Genomic DNA, 15,936 nt, shown 5'->3' on the forward strand with positions numbered 1-15,936 from the left:
CACGCGTTATTCGGAGCAGGGAAAATCCAGACAGTTTCCTTCTTCAACCCAGAAACTCTGAAAACAGGTATATACTGTGCCGACGAAGGCTGAGCCGCATTCCATGCGCAGTTCACAACACTGAAACTTCTTTCAAAACGCTGTCAGAAAGATAATCGGTCTATGACACGGGAGCTTAGATTTCTAGGAGTTACCGGAGTGGAAGTCGGTGATCGCGTCCTTTCCAAATTGTTTTGGAAAAAGGATGTTGAAAGGGTAATACACCTCGACTGAGCGGTTTTTACAATTAACGCTTCAGCAACTGCTTCTGAATTTCCCTAACCCTCTCGCTCCTGTGTTCGTCACCGAGAATTTCAACTTCGATAAGCAATAAATTGGGAATTGTCCTAGTCAAAGAAATTGCCTCTTCTACAGGCACTTCAACGCTATCCGGCCCAAAAACCACTGCTTCGTGGGACTGATCATTTTCATCCCGCAGCGGCGTGTCCAACCAGTACCAGCGAGACCTCGTTCGCGCATAGCCGGATTCTGGATCGATGTAGAACAAAGGAGAGGTCATGACGTCCTGTTCAATGCGTTCCGGGTGACCCGTGACCTGGCCCCACAACGCGACACGCGCTCCGTTTTTACGGTGATCCATTTATGGATGGTTGGAGCATGGCCAAGATTTCTGGAACGCTTCACCTCAACAACATCTCGCAAGATATCTATGGCGTAGTCGATCTCATTTAACACCAATCTATCGTTCATTTTACTCTCCTTGCTTTTGGGAATTGATTGACTTTCAATAGGTAGAATTTCCGGTCAGCATTCTGAGGCTTGGTTAGAAGTGGGGCGCTGGTAACTTGTCGTTTGACAGCAAGTTGGTGAGACGATCACCCGCCAGTACACCTGATTTCATGAGCTCTTCGGCTGCGGTTACAATTTGGGGGACGAGTGGTTCGAGCAGCTGTTGCGCCGCCGTCTCGGCTCTCGACACGAGTTCCGCGACTTCGAGTTGGTGATTGCGCGCGACGACCTTGAACAAGTTGTCTAAGTAGCTGGCTCCCAACCAAATTGGACCATTTTGCCCCAACCCATAGGCGCCGATTTCATTAACGGCTGAGAACATGATCAGGCCCAGATCATGCGATCTCTGTACAGGGTTTCGGCAGTGTGGATGGGCAACTGCCCAGATACGTTGCACTGCGCGCTCTGTGGGTATGCACAAACGTATACGACCGTCAGCGCAGGAAATGCGTTTGCCGCAAAAGCATGCCCGCATTCATGAACCGCCATCCGGAAACGAACATCCTCGGGGTAGCTCATAATCTCGCCAATCAAGGCGCGCGTGATGCCCTCTGTCCTAAGCGGCCGATTTGACCGTCGAGCAGCAGCGCCCCTTGCGTATCGCTGCAGCACAGTCTGCACCTGTCTTTCCAACAGCATGAACCGCACAGTTTTCAACGTCGATATCGCGTTCAGAAGGCCTTAAATGCTGGCGCGTGATCTCCGCCAGATCGGCCAGGCTTGGCAATGGTATGTTCACAACGTCATCGAACCGTCCGGCCCGACGAATTGGTACTGGAATGGGCCCAAGCTGATTGGCAGCGGCAATAACTACTATTCCTTCACGTCCACGGATACCGTCTAGCTGCTCCAGTAGGCCTTTGGTCGCCTTTTGATCGTAGCTTGAATTCTTCCCCAACAGATCTTGTTGAAAGCCATCCAACTCATCGATGAATAAAATACATGGTGCTTTTGCCTGGGCGTTCTCAAAGGAGTCAGGCATGGCCTTCAGGAAGGATCCGAGGTGATTTCCGCACTGCCATTCGGAATATGATGCCGCTTCAAAAGAAAGGCCCGCAGTTTGCGACATGGCTCGCGCAAGTTCAGTCTTTCCGGTTCCTGGATCGCCGACAAGAAGGCCCTCGAGGAACATCTTGCCAATCTAAACGGCCCTCTAGATAAGCCTCAAGCGCAACGATAATGTCCTGAGCTGCGGTTTTAGCAGAGCCAAGCCCGACGATCTCATCGAGCGGCACAACGGCTTCTGCGATCTCATCCGCGCTAGCAGTTTTCTGGATTGGCGCATCTACGTCCATTTCTTGGAGTAGTGCATTGATCAGATTAGCAGCGTCCAAAGCAGATTCCGCGCGGAATGCCAAGATCAAATCATCAAAAGACAGACGTGTAAGATCATTGTCTTCAGGTAATTGATGCAGTGCTTCACCAACTGCATTTTGATCGAGGCCTGGGTATTCGAATGCAAGCGCAATGCCGACAATCTCACTGGGTATAGGTTGAAGCTCAATGACATCGTAGGAACACTGTGGGAGGAGACTCTCTGGCTCACCAGTTTGGTCTAAAATCAAAATGATTGGCTCCCTTCGCGCGAAGAGAGGTTTGAGCTCCTCACTCTTGCGCTCTGTACTCGGGTGCAGTCAATTTGGCGTAGGTAGATGCTGTCGCTTGAGTCCCTCATATCGTAGCGACAGCTTTTTATCCCTTTGCCTCTCTGGGCAAGGATCGCCAGCGCTTTGAAAAAGTCATCTAAAGGCAGATCCGTCCGGATGCATGTGACGGCTTTATCCCGGAAAATATCTCGCGGCTTTGCGGAGATTGCACGGCTAAGAAGAAGAATGAAGAGCCTCGAGTCTATCTCTCCATTATGGAAGATTTCAAAATCCCCGATATTCTCCCCGTTCCGCCCGTTTGCCGACGAAAGCGCGGGCATGTCGTTCTCTTCTGCAAGGAACTCCAAATACTCAGAGATCTTGGCAAAGGCCGTGCGAGGCCAATTCTCATTGGGCTGCTGATTAGGCATGTTCATCCTCCTTCAGGCAAAGCGATTGCGTTCACGAAAACCGTGTTTCAGACCAAACAATCTGTGGTGATTTGACGGCTGAGAATTCCCCTCCGCCGCACAGAACATAGTATGAACATTCAGGCCGGAAAAGAGGGTGCTCGCGAAATAGTCCAGGCAATAAATTGAAATTACATGACTTTCTCAGATTTTTCGCAAACGCACATCAATCGTAATTTTACAATGTGGTTGGGAAGATCGCAAAAAATCGCACGCAAAAAGCGGCGTTTTTCGCAAACGGGTTTTTGGTCAAAATTAAAGTACAAATCTATTGGTCAGCGCGTCAAATCCGGCCCCGTGCGATAGGTGGGGAAGTGTCAAGAACAACGAACAGGGCAATTAGAGTAAGTGCTCCAAACCGTGATTCTTGTCGCCTATTTAGTAAGAATTTAAGCACTGGAGTTCGCATTCTTAACCCCCGATAGGGGGTCCTCCGATTTGGTTAGCACACCCTGACATCGCAACATTCGAAGAAAAACAGACATTCTCTGCCGCCCTAGCAGATGGCGGCTATGCGGACGAAGCCGTCGTTCGCTGCGACTGCGCTATCGCAAAGGCACTACAAGTTTCTTCAGGTCAGCCGACCTTCGCTGCGGTCGCGAACCGGAAGGACAGGTGCAGAGAAGCAGACTCCGTCTCCGTCGAACACTCGCTACGTTTTGCACGGCCGCCAGCCGACGGAGAGCCATTTTTTTCGATTTCTGCGGTTGGAGTGGTCCGCATCTCAATTCCTGGTCAGTAGGAGATTTACAGTGCACTTGTGAGGGTCTGGATCGCCAAAAACCAAGTAAGCGCGCCTTGGCGGTAACCTACCCTCGATCCGCGGCACCGAATAAATTACCTCCAACTGGAATGACGGTAACAGTGTCATCCAGCCTTATGCAGCCAGGCTTCGGATGAAACACTGTTGTCTCGGCAGGAATCACCATTCCGCACTGCAGCTTTTCATCTGCGTCAGCAGTTTGCCAAAAAAACTTTGTAACAGGTGACTATCTGACGGGTGTGGAAGCAGTTTTCGAACCATATTCAGGTGGGTTTTGTCGCCGATCAGTAGTTCGATGAGCAGCTTTTGGTTCCGACGTTTAGCGATGCTTTTCAAACGGTTGACCGTCAAATTTGGTTCGACCCAAACCCAATGCGAGACTTTGGAAACGGAGCTCATAATATAACTGTTTTTCATATCCCGATGAAAATTTCGACCTTCTTAGAATAGCAAAGGCTGTAATATAGATGTGATGTAATCGGCGATTCGCAGATTCCGGAGCCCACCGCTGTAACCGGTCTGCTTGCCGACAGGAGTTAGACCGTTAAACTCAGAGGAGACACGCGAAAGGAACTAGACGCAACCTGTCTTAGGGCTTTGTGAAATTCAGCCAGAGCCATCGTTGCGGGGTTGAATAACCCAGAGCGCGATTGTTGCCGTGATTTATTACCATCCGGCCACGCAACGATCTCACTCAGTGTCGAGCATTTCGGCCAAACCGGCTCCTTCGGCGATCATGCTTGTCGTTTTGTTTTGGACCGACATGTGTCACGGATTCGGCGAGCGGGTTAGCAGTCGGTCGGGGGCCCCGCGGGATAGGCCAAAACGAATTGGTTGCTCCGAAAAATAGGTTGCCTCAACAAAACCGGTTCCTTTGGGAGCCCTGCGGATACATATCAAATTGAAGGACATTAAATGACATCCCTGGGAATCGACGTTGGCACATCCGGCTTGCGCGGCTTGCTCATTGGCGAAGATGGCGGGGTCGTAGGATCCGCCGAACGCAGCTACAGTGCAACCTCCAAGCAGCAGGGTTGGTCTGAACAGGACCCCACCGATTGGATCGCCGCGCTGAACGAAACTGTCGATGAACTGCGTCAGAAATTTCCAAGTTTCAGCCAATTGCGCGGGATTGGTGTGGCGGGCCACATGCACGGCGCGACGCTGCTTGATGCAGCCGGGGAAGTCCTGCGGCCTTGTATTTTGTGGAACGACACGCGGTCACATGTCGAGGCCGCCAGATTGGATAGCACAGAGGGTGTTCGCGCGACGTCGGGCAATATTGTCTTTCCCGGTTTTACAGCGCCAAAGCTCGAATGGGTGCGCAAACATGAACCGGAAATCTACGCCAAGGTGCACAAGGTCCTGCTGCCTGCGGCCTATCTGAATTACTATCTGACCGGTGATTTTGTGGCAGATATGTCTGACAGCGCCGGAACATCCTGGTTGGATGCCGGGCAACGGGCTTGGTCGGATCACCTGCTCAATGCAAGTAACATGCGCCTTGATCAGATGCCAAGGCTCGTTGAAGGCAGCGAAGCCGCAGGCACGCTGCGTGCAAAACTTCAAAGCGATTGGGGGCTGGACGGAGCTGTCACCGTCGCGGGTGGCGCGGGCGATAACGCCGCCTCTGCCTGCGGTATCGGCGCGCTCAACGAAGGACAGGGGTTTGTGTCGCTTGGCACCTCTGGCGTGTTGCTTGCGGCGCGCGATGGCTATCGGCCCGCTCCGGAAACCGCCTTGCACACGTTTTGCCATGCTGTTCCGGATCGTTGGTATCAAATGGGGGTCATGCTTTCAGCAACCGATAGCCTGAACTGGCTGTCCCGAATGGTTGGCAAGAAGCCCTCGGAATTGACCGCAGCCTTGGGTGAGACAATTCAGCCGCCTCAGAATGTTCGGTTTCTGCCTTATCTGTCGGGCGAACGAACACCGCACAACGACCCGGAGATCCGGGGAAGCTTTACAGGGTTGTCCATTGCAACGACGCAAGAAGACTTGACGCGCGCGGTTCTGGAAGGCGTGGCCTTTGGGTTAAGAGACAGCTTTGAGGCCCTGAAGGCGACAGATGCCAAATTGACGGATGTGTTTGCAATCGGCGGCGGAAGCGCGTCACGCTATTGGCTGCAAGTGATCGCGACCTTGATGGACATGCCGTTGAAATTGCCTGGGTCCAGCGAATTTGGCGGTGCCATGGGGGCCGCAAAGCTGGGCCAGATCGCGGCGACGGGCGCGTCGATTGAAGCGGTAATTTCGGTCCCTGAGGTGCAGGCCGAGATCGAACCAGTGCGCGCATTGAGCGATGCTTTTGAGGAGAAGTATCAGGCCTATCGCCGGGCCTACGGGGGCATCAAAGCCATACAGTAAACACAGGGCAATCCAAGGGTTGCTGAAATTTGGAGACAGCGAATGAACTCTATTCCCAATCTAACGATGGCTGATAGGCATACGTTGCCGCAAATCGGTTTTGGCCTGTGGCAGGTCGAGTCAGGCGGTGCAGCTGATGTCGTTCGCGGGGCGCTGCAGGCTGGGTACCGCCTGTTGGATGGTGCCTATAAATACATGAACGAAGAAGCGATGGGCGAAGGGCTGCGCGCGTCCGGCATTCCGCGCGACGATGTATTTGTGACAACCAAGATATGGAACAACGAGCACGGCAAAACCGCTGCCCGAGCGTCTGTTGAACGTAGCCTGCGCCAGATCGGCGTTGAGCAACTCAACTTGTGCCTCATTCACTGGCCTGTCCCGACACAGGACCTGTATGTCGAAACCTGGGAAGCATTGGTTGCGATGCGCGGCGAAGGGCTGATCGCATCCATTGGGGTTTCAAACTTCAATGAGGACCATCTGGACCGCTTGATCGCCGAGACCGGCGAAACTCCAGCCGTCAACCAGATCGAAGTGCATCCGCAGCTGCAACAACCTCAGATGCGGGCAGCAAATGCACAACGGGGGATTGTGACCCAAGCCTGGACGCCGCTTGGCAATGGGGCGTCCTTCGAGGCTCCACCGGTGGCAGATGTGGCCAATCGAACCGGCAAGAGCCCGGCGCAGGTGATCCTGCGCTGGCATTTCCAATTGGGCCACGCGTTTTTGCCACGGTCGTCAAACCCCGAACGGCAGATTCAAAATCTGGATATTTTCGACTTCGAACTGACAGACGCTGAAATGCAGAAAATGAAGACGCTCGATCTTGGAATGCGCACCGGGCCGGACCCCTCTGTGTTCAAGATGATGTAGCTTGGCAATCACCCGTTAGGGCTAAGGATTCGACATCAGATCAACAAGGTGACCAATGGGGCCGTTGTTGTATTCTTCCGGCTTATAGACGACGGCCGAGTCTAGGTCCCACAACTCCCACGAGTTTGGCGGAATGCGGCTCAAGCCGAACTTTTCGGCTGTAGGACCAAAGTCGTCTGGCAGCACGACAACATAGTCGCCCATGCTGGCGAGGCTGAGGATCGTCGCCATCGAGCCGCTTCTCATTGGGATTCTGGGAAGTGCCACGCCCTCAGCCGCACAGGCTTCCGCAACGCTGGTAGCAAACACTTTGTTGTTAAAGAATCCCATCCACGGAAAGTCAACGAGGTCGGCGAGCGAAACGCTTGGCTTTCGCGTCAAAGGGTGATCCGATCTGACATAGGGCCATTGCCGGACCGGGGAAAATCGGCGTTCCTTGAACCCGTTCGGAAGCTGCGAATCCGCGATCTCACCTACCGCAAGGTCGATGCGCCCAGCATCAAGTTCGTCGAGAAGTAGTTTCATCGGCGCGGTCATCAAATCGACGGTGACATTCGGGAAATCGGCCAGCATTTGATGCAGCACGCGGGGCATGCGCAGCCAGCTCCACATGGGGCCGGCCCCTATCCGGATATTCCCGCTGAGACTGTGATCGAAACTGGACATGCGCAACAGGGATTGGCGGGTTTGCGCCTCGATCTTGATAGCACACTCATAAAGCTCGCGGGCCGCAAGAGTTGGCTCCAACCCGCGGTTCTTTCGCTCAAACAGGCGGATACCAATGTCGTCTTCGAGCCGCGACAGGCTTTTAGACATTGCGGGCTGCGTCATGCCCACGGCGTCCGCTGCGTGTTTCAGGTTCTTTGTCTCATAGGTCGCGACAAAGTTGGAAAGGCAACGGTCGTCAAGATAACGTATTGGCATTTCAGTACCCAAACTAAATTTCAGTTATCACTGTATGAAGTTTTAGACGTTTAAGGAAGACCTGAACGCATGTAGGTTTGGAAAAACCGCCTCGGTCGCGGAAATTTTTTCAGGGGGAAAACATGACCAAAACCAGCCAACCCAATATTTTGCTCGTCATGGTTGATCAGATGTCGCATTTTGTGCTGCCGATCGCGCAGCCGGAATACAGAACGCCCCATCACCAAGCCATTGCACCCAATATTGCCGCATTGGCCAAAGGTGGCATGACGTTCACGGACTGCTACACCGACTCGCCGCTCTGCGCCCCTGCGCGGGCGTCGATTGCCACCGGAATGCACGTTCGCGAACATGGCGTTTGCACCAACGGTGACGAATTTCATGCTTCAACGCCCACTTTCATGCACAGCTTGCAGGAACTGGGATATCGCACGACGGTCTCGGGCAAAACCCATTCCATCGGCCCCGACCAATTGCACGGCTTCGATGATCGCCAGACAACCGACATCTATCCGTCTGATTTCATCTGGCAGCGCGACTGGTCGCAACCGGTTCAGCATGACCCCGGCACATCGGTCAAAAAGCTCTCTCAATCCGGGATCATCCGCACATCCATGCAGATGAACTATGACACCGAAGCCAAGAACCGCGCGGTTGAATTCATGCAGGAGCACGTGCTGAACACCGACAATCAGCCGTTCATGATGATGGTGTCCTTTACCCAACCTCATGAGCCGTTTCAGGCGCTGAAAAAGCACTGGGATCTTTACGACGGTCAGGAGTTCGACGCACCAGGCCCCGAGTCGCGTGGCGACGGCGCGGATCATCCCTACAACAAGGGGCTGGAGATCTATCACGGCATCAACCTTGATCCCCCAGGCGATGACCGTATCAAGACTTCGGTGCGTGCGCATCTGGCCATGATCAGTCAAATCGATGATTTCCTTGGCGAAATGATGGACGCATTGGATCGGTTGCAACTGACCGAAGACACGATTGTTGTATTCACCAGCGACCACGGCGAGATGCTGGGCGCCCACCAGATGTGGTTCAAGCGATCCTTCATGGAAGAAAGCGCACATGTGCCGCTTGTGATGTCATGGCCGGGCAAGATCAAACCGGGTGTGTGCTCAGAGCCTGTCAGCCACGTCGACGTTGGCCCGACACTTGTAGATATGGCGGGTGGCACACCAGCAACCGTCAGCGTAAAATGGAGCGGCGACAGCCTGAAGACCATGTTGCTTGACGGTCAAGACTCCGACTGGCGTGGCACGGCCATGGTGGACTATTGGGGCGACGGGACGAACACGCCGATGATGGTTCTGCGCGAAGGCGATTTGAAACTCGCCTATTTCATCGATTATGAGCCGGTTTTGTTCAATCTGCGCGAAGACCCCTACGAGATGACAAATGTCGCGTCGGACCCGAAATATGCGGATCAGATGGCATCAATGATCGCCAAGATGACGGACGGTTTCGATCCGGCTGCCTTCAAGGAAGAACAGATCAGATTGCAAAAGAACCGCATGATGATCCAGCGCGCACGCCTGAAATCTGACAGCGACAGGCTCGGCTGGGACTATCAGCCCAAGCGTGACGCAGGCAAGCAATACGTGCGTGCGGCTGTCAATGTCACTCCCGCTAAATGAGGTATCCGAAATGACTCTGACAGGTAAAATCGCGATCGTAACCGGTGCCGGAAAAGGCATCGGCCGGGCAACAGCAGTGCTTCTGGCAGAACGCGGTGCCGAGGTTGTCGCGATCAGCCGAACCCAGGCTGATCTGGACGGGCTGAGGGCCGATATTGGCGGGCGCTCGATTGCCGCAGATCTGGGCAGTGCCAAAGGTGCCCACGCAGCAATGATCGAGGCAGGACGCGCGGACTTTCTGGTCAATTGCGCCGGTTTGAATGTTCCGGAAAGCCTGCTGGACCTGACGGATGACGGCTATGACCAGGTGATGGATATCAACCTGCGGGCTGCGCTTATCTGCATGCATCACTTTGCCAAACAGGCGGTTGCGGAGAAAACCGGTGGTGCGATAGTGAATGTCACCAGCATTTCTGGGCACCGCGGATATCCCAATCATTTGGCATATGCCGCATCCAAGGCCGGACTTGAGGGCGCAACACGGGTGGCAGCAAGTGAGCTTGGCGAGCATGGGATTCGCGTGAACGCGGTCGCGCCCACGGTGACGACTACCCGCCTGGCCAAAGCATGGATGATCCCCGAAAACCGTGATCGGATGATGCAGCGCCATGCAAGCGGGCGCTATGCCGAAGCCGAAGAAGTCGCCAGCGTGGTGGCCATGCTACTGACCCCGGATACAGCGATGGTCACCGGGGCTGTAGTGCCGGTTGATGGCGGGTTCCTGGCGCTTTGACACTCTCAAATTAAAAGGCAGTACGACGAAATGAAATCTCTGGTCCTTGAAAAAGTAAACGAATTGTCTCTGCGTGATTTCCCGATCGAGAAATCCGAAGAGACGCTTGGCGCGCATGATGTGCGCATCAAGATGCATACGGTCGGCATTTGCGGCTCGGACGTGCATTATTATACCCACGGCAGCATCGGCCCCTTTGTTGTCAAAGACCCGATGATCCTTGGGCACGAGGCATCCGGTACGGTGATTGAAACCGGTTCGGCTGTTTCGACCCTGTCCGTTGGCGACCGCGTCTGCATGGAGCCGGGTATTCCGGACCCAAATTCAAAGGCCACGCGCCTTGGCATGTACAATATTGACCCGGCCGTCAGATTCTGGGCGACACCGCCGGTTCATGGCATCCTGCGTCCGACCTGTGTTCACCCCGAGGCGTTCACATTCAAGTTGCCCGACACTGTCAGTTTTGGCGAAGCTGCGATGGTCGAACCTTTGGCTGTCGGTGTGCATGCCGCCACAAAAGCGCAAGTGAAGCCCGGCGATATTGCTGTGGTTTTGGGAGCGGGGCCGATTGGCCTTGTCACTGCTCTCGCCGCAATCGCAGCAGGCTGTGCGCGGGTCTATGTGACGGATATCGTTGAGCGCAAACTTGAAATCGCCGCCAGCTTGCATCCGGCCATCACCAGCGTGAACGTGGCGTCGGAAAGCATCGCAGATCGGGTGTCTAAGGATACCGGCGGCTGGGGTGCCAACGTCGTGTTCGAGGCCACGGGTTCGCCCCGCGCAGCCCAGGGCATTTTTGAACCGCTCTGCCCCGGTGGCTGTGTGGTTTTGATTGGCGGACAATCCGAGCCCATCGCATATGACGCAGGAGCAGCAATGGTGCGGGAAGCGCGGGTCGAGAATATTTTTCGCTATGCGCATGTGTTCCCGCGCTGCGTTGACATGCTGGCATCCGGCACCATCGACGTGAAACCACTGATCACTCGGACGTTTGAATTCGATCAATCGGTTGAAGCGTTCGAAATTGCGGCATCCGCTCCGCCATCTGATGTGAAGATGCAAATCCTGTTGCCGCAATAGGGTTTGGGTCAACCGACTCAAGCCAAAGACGATAGCCGGCCCGTTACAAGAGCGGGTTGGTTGAAACTGAAATAGAAAGTCAGGGAGGAAACCAATGACGTTTTTCAAAACACTTATGGCGGCCGCAGTCGGTTCGCTTGTCACTTTTACCACCGCAGCGGTGGCGCAGGATGACTATCCGAACAAACCGATCACACTTGTGGTCTCGTTCCCGGCTGGCGGCAATGCCGACATCATCGCGCGGCTGAATGCCGAAGGTCTGAGTCAGGAACTCGGTGTGCCGGTCAATGTGATCAACGTGCCCGGGGGCGGCATGATCCCGGCTGTGATGAACGTCCTCGAAAAACCGGCAGATGGCTACACGCTCTTTCGCTGGACCACGCCGTCGGTTGTAATCGGTCCGCTTGTCCGCAACGCGCCCTATGATCCGATGGCCGACATGACCCCGATCTTTGCGGATGAAACGGTCGCAAACGCGCTTTACGTCAGCGCCGATTCTGAGATCGAAACGTTTGAACAATTCATCGAGGTTGCCAAAACCAAAAAGATGAAGATGGGAGTCAACAACATCGGTGCGCCGCCCCATTTGTCCGCAGTGCAATTGGGCCAGGAATTCGATCTGGAATTCAACAATCTGGTCATGAAAACTGTACCGGCAAGCCTTCTGGGTCTGGTCGGTGGTCAGGTTGAGGTGGCCGTGGGACAGGTCGGCTCTTTCAAGACAATGGGCGATGAAATCCGTCCGTTGGTGATCCTTGATAACGACCGCAAGGATTTCTACGAACGCGATCTGCCGGGTGTCTCTACAGTGGGCGAAGTGTTTCCGGCCAAGAACGCAGCGACGTGGATCAAGGGCGGAGTTGCGGTCAAGGCAGGCACCCCACAAGCCGTCATCGACAAGCTGGTTGCAGCCAGTGAAGCGGCCTTTACCACCGATGAATTCATTGCGCAGGTCAACAACCTGACAGCTTACAGCTGGGTTATCGGTGTCGAGGATACGACCGCGACAATTCAGGAAGGCATCGATCTTTACAAGCCGTTTCTGGACGAACTTGGTCTTCTTGCCAAATGATCAGCAAGTCGGTCTGACACAGCCGCAGGCAGGGGTTTGCCTGCGGTCTTCGAGAAAACAGGTGGGGTTACCATGCTATCGCAACGCGTTGCAAATATTGTATTTTCGGTCTTTTTACTGGCGGCTTGCGGCTATTTCATCAATGCCGCGATTGGGTTTGATGACCTTAGCCTTCCGGGATCGACCCAACTTTCATCAAAATTCTTTCCGATCACCATTCTGCTGTTCATCGCGGGCTGCTCGGGGATCGTTCTGGTGCAGTACATCCTCGACAAAGGCGATGGACTGCGGTCCGAAGAAACGGTTTTTGGCAGTAAGATGGGCGCTTTGCATGGTCTGTTGACCTTCGCCGTGATCGTTGGCTGCCACCTGATTTGGCGCAATTACGGCTTTGTCCCTGCGGCACTGGTCCTTGGACCGGCGGCGGCGCTGGCCATGGGCGTGCGCAAGCCCGCCATATACGTCGCCTTGGTTGTGATCAGCATGATCATCTATTTCGCATTCACCCGGCTCCTGGCCGTTCAACTGTAGGAGACAACCATGTTTGGTGGTTCTGAAGCAATCCTTGCAGCCCTCGCATCACTGGGCGATCCTACCACGATCATGTTGATGGTCGGCGGCATCACGCTGGGTATCATCATCGGTATCCTGCCCGGTCTGGGCCCGCCCATCGCCATTACCATTGCCCTGCCATTCACGTTCTACATGGACGCGGTACCGTCGATCATTCTGCTGCTTTCGATCTATTCCGCGGCGGTCTACGGTGGCTCGATTTCGGCCATTGCCGTGGGGATACCCGGCACCGGGGCGGCCATCGCAACTGTAATCGACGGTCACGCGATGTTCAAAAAGGGCCGCGGCGGCGAGGCGTTGGGCCTGTCCCTGACGGGGTCGATCATCGGCGGCATCTTCAGCGTCATATGCCTTGCCTTCATTGCTCCGCTTCTCGCACAGATCGCGATCAAGTTCGGGCCGCGCGAGTTTCTGGCGATCAGCATCTTCGGGCTTGTCGTAGTTGTGCGGGTCGCTGGCGAGAACCTTTGGAAGGGGCTGGCAATCGGGGGTGTGGGCATTTTCCTGACCACATGGGGGTTGGACGAAGTCAACGGGACCGAGCGCTATACCTTCGGCTCCTACCACCTGTACGAAGGCATTCCCTTTGTCGCCTTCCTGGTTGGTGTGTTCGCCCTGTCCGAAGTCATGATGAACGCTGAAACCGCGCTCAGGAAAGTTGATTTCGACAAGTCGAGCCTATCGGTCAAGCTGCCCGGGATGAAGACGCTGGCAAAGCTCAAGGGCACGATCATGCGGTCTTCTCTTCTTGGCACTGTCATCGGCATCATTCCGGGAGAAGGGGCCGCTGTCGGCGCGTTCTTTGCCTATTCCGAAGCCAAGCGCAGGTCCAAGAACCCAGAGGCATTTGGTACGGGTGAGCCCGAAGGCGTGATCGCACCGGAAACCGCGAACAATGCCACTGTCGGCGGGGCCCTGGTGCCGACACTGACGCTTGGCGTGCCCGGCAGCCCCGCTGCAGCGGTCCTGCTTGGGGCATTCCTGATCCAAGGCCTTGCGCCCGGACCGCGGCTGTTTGCCGAACGCCCGGATCTGATGTACTCGATCTTCATTGGCTTGCTGATCATCAACGTTCTGATGATTTTCATTGGCCTGATTGCCATTCGATTTGCCGCGCAGCTGATCAAGGTGCCCACGTCGGTGATCGTGCCGAGCGTCGTGCTCCTGTGCTTTGTCGGGGTCTTCAGCGTCAGCAACAGCCTGTTCAGCGTCGGCGTCATGATCGCATCGGGCTTTCTTGGCTACACAATCCGAAAGCTAGGGTATTCCATCGCGCCCCTCAGTATTGGCTTTGTGCTTGGCCCCATTCTGGAGCTGTCGTTGCGCCAGTCGGTGCAGATCAGCGATGGCAGCGTGTTCGAGTTCTTCGCAAGCCCGATAGCGCTTGGCATCTACGGCGTCCTTGCCTTGACGATCCTTTGGGGACCGATCCGCGCCCGGGTGAAAAAGCCGATGGAGGGTGTCGACGACGCCTGAGGCGTCCCGAAAACCACCCGTATGCCTTGGATAGATTCAGGAATGCTAAATGACCAATACCGCTAAAAAACACCCCAATATTCTGATAATCTACCCGGATCAGATGCGTTATGACACCATGACCTGCAGTGGGAATCCGGTGATCAAGACGCCAAACATCGACCGTCTGTCGATGGAAGGCGTGCACTTTTCCGAGGCGTACACCTCTTATCCAATCTGTTGCCCGTTCCGCGCATCCATGCAGACAGGCAAATATGCCCAAGGCCATGGCATGGTTCAAAACCATTTCCCGTTGCGCGGAGATCAGACGTTCTTGGCGGATTGCCTGAAAGGTGCAGGCTACCGCACAGGCTACATCGGGAAATGGCATCTGGAAGGTGGACCAAAGCCGGGTTTTGTGCCGCCCGAACGCCGGTTCGGCTTTGAGCACTTTGTCGGCTTTAACCGTGGCCATGATTATCAGGGCTCGATCTATTTTGACGATGCCGGACAGGCCTATCATTCAAAGCGTTACGAGCCAGACTACCAGACCGATCAGTTGATGGAATTCATCGACACCGCCACCAAAGCAGATGATGGCAAACCGTGGTTTGGTTATGTCAGCTATGGCCCGCCGCATTTTCCGATGCAAATGCCCGACCACCTGCGCAAGATTTACAGCGCTGACGAGGTGCCCCTGCCGCCCGGTGTTCCCAACGCCGCATTGCAAGAAGAGTACCAACGCATCCGTAGCGAACAATATTGCAAAGGTGACCCGCGCAGCCCGCATAAAAGCCACGCCGCATATGATAAAAAACCCAAAGGCGAGCCCGAGACAGAGGACGAAATTCGTCAGTTTATCGCCGAATATTACGGGATGATTCACAATGTGGATTGGAATGTGGGGCGCGTTCTGAACCAGTTGGATGCACTTGGAATTGCCGATGATACGATGGTCATCTTCCTCAGCGATCATGGCGATATGTTGGGCCAGCAAGGGTCATTCTGCGGGATAAAGTGCGAAGGCTACAGGGCGGCGATGCATGTGCCGCTCATCATTCGCTACCCTGCGCGATTCAAACCGCACCTGTCCGAGGCAATGATTGATGTTGGCGTCGATATGATGCCAACCCTATTGGATCTTTGCGGGATTCCAGGGCCGGATGACATGCACGGGATCAGCTATCTGCCGGTTCTGGATGGCACGTCGGATCAGCATCGCGACACGATCTGGTTTCAGGTCTTTACCCAGGACGACGGACAGATGGGGGAATTCACGCCCTATGCGCAACGTGGCGTGCGCACCCGCGACTGGCTTTACGTCCGTCACAAGGACCGTCGCGTGATGCTCTACGATCAGCGCGGTGATTATGACGAGCAGAACAATCTCGTCGACCGTCCCGAACATAGCGCTTTGATGGATGATTTCGACGCTCGGATCGCTGCACATATGGCGGCAACCGGCGACGATTGGGACATGGCCGCAAATTTTCCGCCGCCAGACTTTATGAGCCACGCGGAGGCGAAGGAATATCTTGAGAACGTTCTGCTTCCAGCTGCAATTGAAGTTCCCTGAAATCCAATCCCTGGAAGGATTGATGT

Annotated in this window: 15 protein-coding genes; 9 read left to right on the plus strand and 6 right to left on the minus strand. The window is 54.8% G+C overall.

Annotation, left to right across the window (positions count from 1 at the left end; all coding sequences use genetic code 11):
- Positions 1–286 precede the first annotated feature (286 nt).
- The 5 genes from ABXG94_RS17165 to ABXG94_RS17185 all read right to left on the minus strand — a co-directional run bounded on the left by ABXG94_RS17165 (position 287) and on the right by ABXG94_RS17185 (position 2,806).
- Positions 287–640, minus strand: coding sequence for a DUF6634 family protein (locus ABXG94_RS17165; protein ID WP_353536215.1), 354 nt, complete (start codon positions 638–640; stop codon positions 287–289).
- 183 nt (positions 641–823) lie between these two features.
- Positions 824–1,111, minus strand: coding sequence for a hypothetical protein (locus ABXG94_RS17170; RefSeq protein ID WP_353536216.1), 288 nt, complete (start codon positions 1,109–1,111; stop codon positions 824–826).
- 234 nt (positions 1,112–1,345) lie between these two features.
- On the minus strand, positions 1,346–1,858 hold the full coding sequence (locus ABXG94_RS17175; RefSeq protein ID WP_353536217.1) for an AAA family ATPase: 513 nt from the start codon (positions 1,856–1,858) through the stop codon (positions 1,346–1,348).
- A gap of 13 nt (positions 1,859–1,871) precedes the next feature.
- Complete coding sequence (locus ABXG94_RS17180) at positions 1,872–2,354, minus strand: hypothetical protein (protein ID WP_353536218.1); 483 nt, start codon at positions 2,352–2,354, stop codon at positions 1,872–1,874.
- On the minus strand, positions 2,351–2,806 hold the full coding sequence (locus tag ABXG94_RS17185) for a hypothetical protein (protein ID WP_353536219.1): 456 nt from the start codon (positions 2,804–2,806) through the stop codon (positions 2,351–2,353). The genes ABXG94_RS17180 and ABXG94_RS17185 overlap by 4 nt, the downstream gene beginning before the upstream one ends.
- A gap of 1,717 nt (positions 2,807–4,523) precedes the next feature.
- Between ABXG94_RS17185 and xylB the strand changes: the two genes are divergently transcribed.
- Together xylB and ABXG94_RS17195 are read left to right on the plus strand one after the other, a co-directional pair.
- Positions 4,524–5,975 (plus strand): xylulokinase, encoded by a 1,452-nt coding sequence (xylB, locus tag ABXG94_RS17190; protein WP_353536220.1) that lies wholly within the window; start codon positions 4,524–4,526, stop codon positions 5,973–5,975.
- 42 nt (positions 5,976–6,017) lie between these two features.
- On the plus strand, positions 6,018–6,848 hold the full coding sequence (locus ABXG94_RS17195) for an aldo/keto reductase (RefSeq protein WP_353536221.1): 831 nt from the start codon (positions 6,018–6,020) through the stop codon (positions 6,846–6,848).
- A gap of 21 nt (positions 6,849–6,869) precedes the next feature.
- Here the strand turns inward: ABXG94_RS17195 and ABXG94_RS17200 are convergent, their stop codons facing one another.
- Positions 6,870–7,772 (minus strand): LysR family transcriptional regulator, encoded by a 903-nt coding sequence (locus ABXG94_RS17200; protein ID WP_353536222.1) that lies wholly within the window; start codon positions 7,770–7,772, stop codon positions 6,870–6,872.
- Between the two features lie 122 nt (positions 7,773–7,894).
- Between ABXG94_RS17200 and betC the strand changes: the two genes are divergently transcribed.
- The 7 genes from betC (at position 7,895) to ABXG94_RS17235 (ending at position 15,910) form a co-directional block, all read left to right on the plus strand.
- Complete coding sequence (gene betC, locus ABXG94_RS17205; protein ID WP_353536223.1) at positions 7,895–9,421, plus strand: choline-sulfatase; 1,527 nt, start codon at positions 7,895–7,897, stop codon at positions 9,419–9,421.
- A 10-nt stretch (positions 9,422–9,431) separates the two neighbouring features.
- Positions 9,432–10,154: an SDR family oxidoreductase gene (locus ABXG94_RS17210; RefSeq protein WP_353536224.1), complete on the plus strand. Its 723-nt coding sequence runs from the start codon at positions 9,432–9,434 to the stop codon at positions 10,152–10,154.
- Positions 10,155–10,184: 30 nt separating this feature from the next.
- Positions 10,185–11,234 (plus strand): NAD(P)-dependent alcohol dehydrogenase, encoded by a 1,050-nt coding sequence (locus tag ABXG94_RS17215; RefSeq protein ID WP_353536225.1) that lies wholly within the window; start codon positions 10,185–10,187, stop codon positions 11,232–11,234.
- 94 nt (positions 11,235–11,328) lie between these two features.
- A complete protein-coding gene (locus tag ABXG94_RS17220; protein WP_353536226.1) occupies positions 11,329–12,306 on the plus strand; it encodes a Bug family tripartite tricarboxylate transporter substrate binding protein in 978 nt (325 codons plus the stop codon).
- Positions 12,307–12,378: 72 nt separating this feature from the next.
- On the plus strand, positions 12,379–12,837 hold the full coding sequence (locus ABXG94_RS17225; protein WP_353536227.1) for a tripartite tricarboxylate transporter TctB family protein: 459 nt from the start codon (positions 12,379–12,381) through the stop codon (positions 12,835–12,837).
- Positions 12,838–12,846: 9 nt separating this feature from the next.
- Positions 12,847–14,355: a tripartite tricarboxylate transporter permease gene (locus tag ABXG94_RS17230; RefSeq protein ID WP_353536228.1), complete on the plus strand. Its 1,509-nt coding sequence runs from the start codon at positions 12,847–12,849 to the stop codon at positions 14,353–14,355.
- A 49-nt stretch (positions 14,356–14,404) separates the two neighbouring features.
- Positions 14,405–15,910, plus strand: a complete 1,506-nt coding sequence (locus tag ABXG94_RS17235) for a sulfatase family protein (protein WP_353536229.1) — start codon at positions 14,405–14,407, stop codon at positions 15,908–15,910.
- The last annotated feature ends 26 nt before the right edge of the window (positions 15,911–15,936 follow it).

The sequence above is a fragment of the Cognatishimia sp. WU-CL00825 genome, assembly GCF_040364665.1.
In the GTDB taxonomy this organism is placed as follows: domain Bacteria; phylum Pseudomonadota; class Alphaproteobacteria; order Rhodobacterales; family Rhodobacteraceae; genus Cognatishimia.

Excerpts from the sequence above, each read along its gene's own strand:
- ABXG94_RS17165 (WP_353536215.1), bottom strand. The coding sequence starts at position 640 with ATGGATCACCGTAAAAACGGAGCGCGTGTCGCGTTGTGGGGCCAGGTC.
- ABXG94_RS17170 (WP_353536216.1), bottom strand. The coding sequence starts at position 1,111 with ATGTTCTCAGCCGTTAATGAAATCGGCGCCTATGGGTTGGGGCAAAAT.
- ABXG94_RS17175 (WP_353536217.1), bottom strand. The coding sequence starts at position 1,858 with ATGTCGCAAACTGCGGGCCTTTCTTTTGAAGCGGCATCATATTCCGAA.
- ABXG94_RS17185 (WP_353536219.1), bottom strand. The coding sequence starts at position 2,806 with ATGCCTAATCAGCAGCCCAATGAGAATTGGCCTCGCACGGCCTTTGCC.
- xylB (WP_353536220.1), top strand. The coding sequence starts at position 4,524 with ATGACATCCCTGGGAATCGACGTTGGCACATCCGGCTTGCGCGGCTTG.
- ABXG94_RS17195 (WP_353536221.1), top strand. The coding sequence starts at position 6,018 with ATGAACTCTATTCCCAATCTAACGATGGCTGATAGGCATACGTTGCCG.
- ABXG94_RS17200 (WP_353536222.1), bottom strand. The coding sequence starts at position 7,772 with ATGCCAATACGTTATCTTGACGACCGTTGCCTTTCCAACTTTGTCGCG.
- betC (WP_353536223.1), top strand. The coding sequence starts at position 7,895 with ATGACCAAAACCAGCCAACCCAATATTTTGCTCGTCATGGTTGATCAG.
- ABXG94_RS17210 (WP_353536224.1), top strand. The coding sequence starts at position 9,432 with ATGACTCTGACAGGTAAAATCGCGATCGTAACCGGTGCCGGAAAAGGC.
- ABXG94_RS17215 (WP_353536225.1), top strand. The coding sequence starts at position 10,185 with ATGAAATCTCTGGTCCTTGAAAAAGTAAACGAATTGTCTCTGCGTGAT.
- ABXG94_RS17220 (WP_353536226.1), top strand. The coding sequence starts at position 11,329 with ATGACGTTTTTCAAAACACTTATGGCGGCCGCAGTCGGTTCGCTTGTC.
- ABXG94_RS17225 (WP_353536227.1), top strand. The coding sequence starts at position 12,379 with ATGCTATCGCAACGCGTTGCAAATATTGTATTTTCGGTCTTTTTACTG.
- ABXG94_RS17230 (WP_353536228.1), top strand. The coding sequence starts at position 12,847 with ATGTTTGGTGGTTCTGAAGCAATCCTTGCAGCCCTCGCATCACTGGGC.
- ABXG94_RS17235 (WP_353536229.1), top strand. The coding sequence starts at position 14,405 with ATGACCAATACCGCTAAAAAACACCCCAATATTCTGATAATCTACCCG.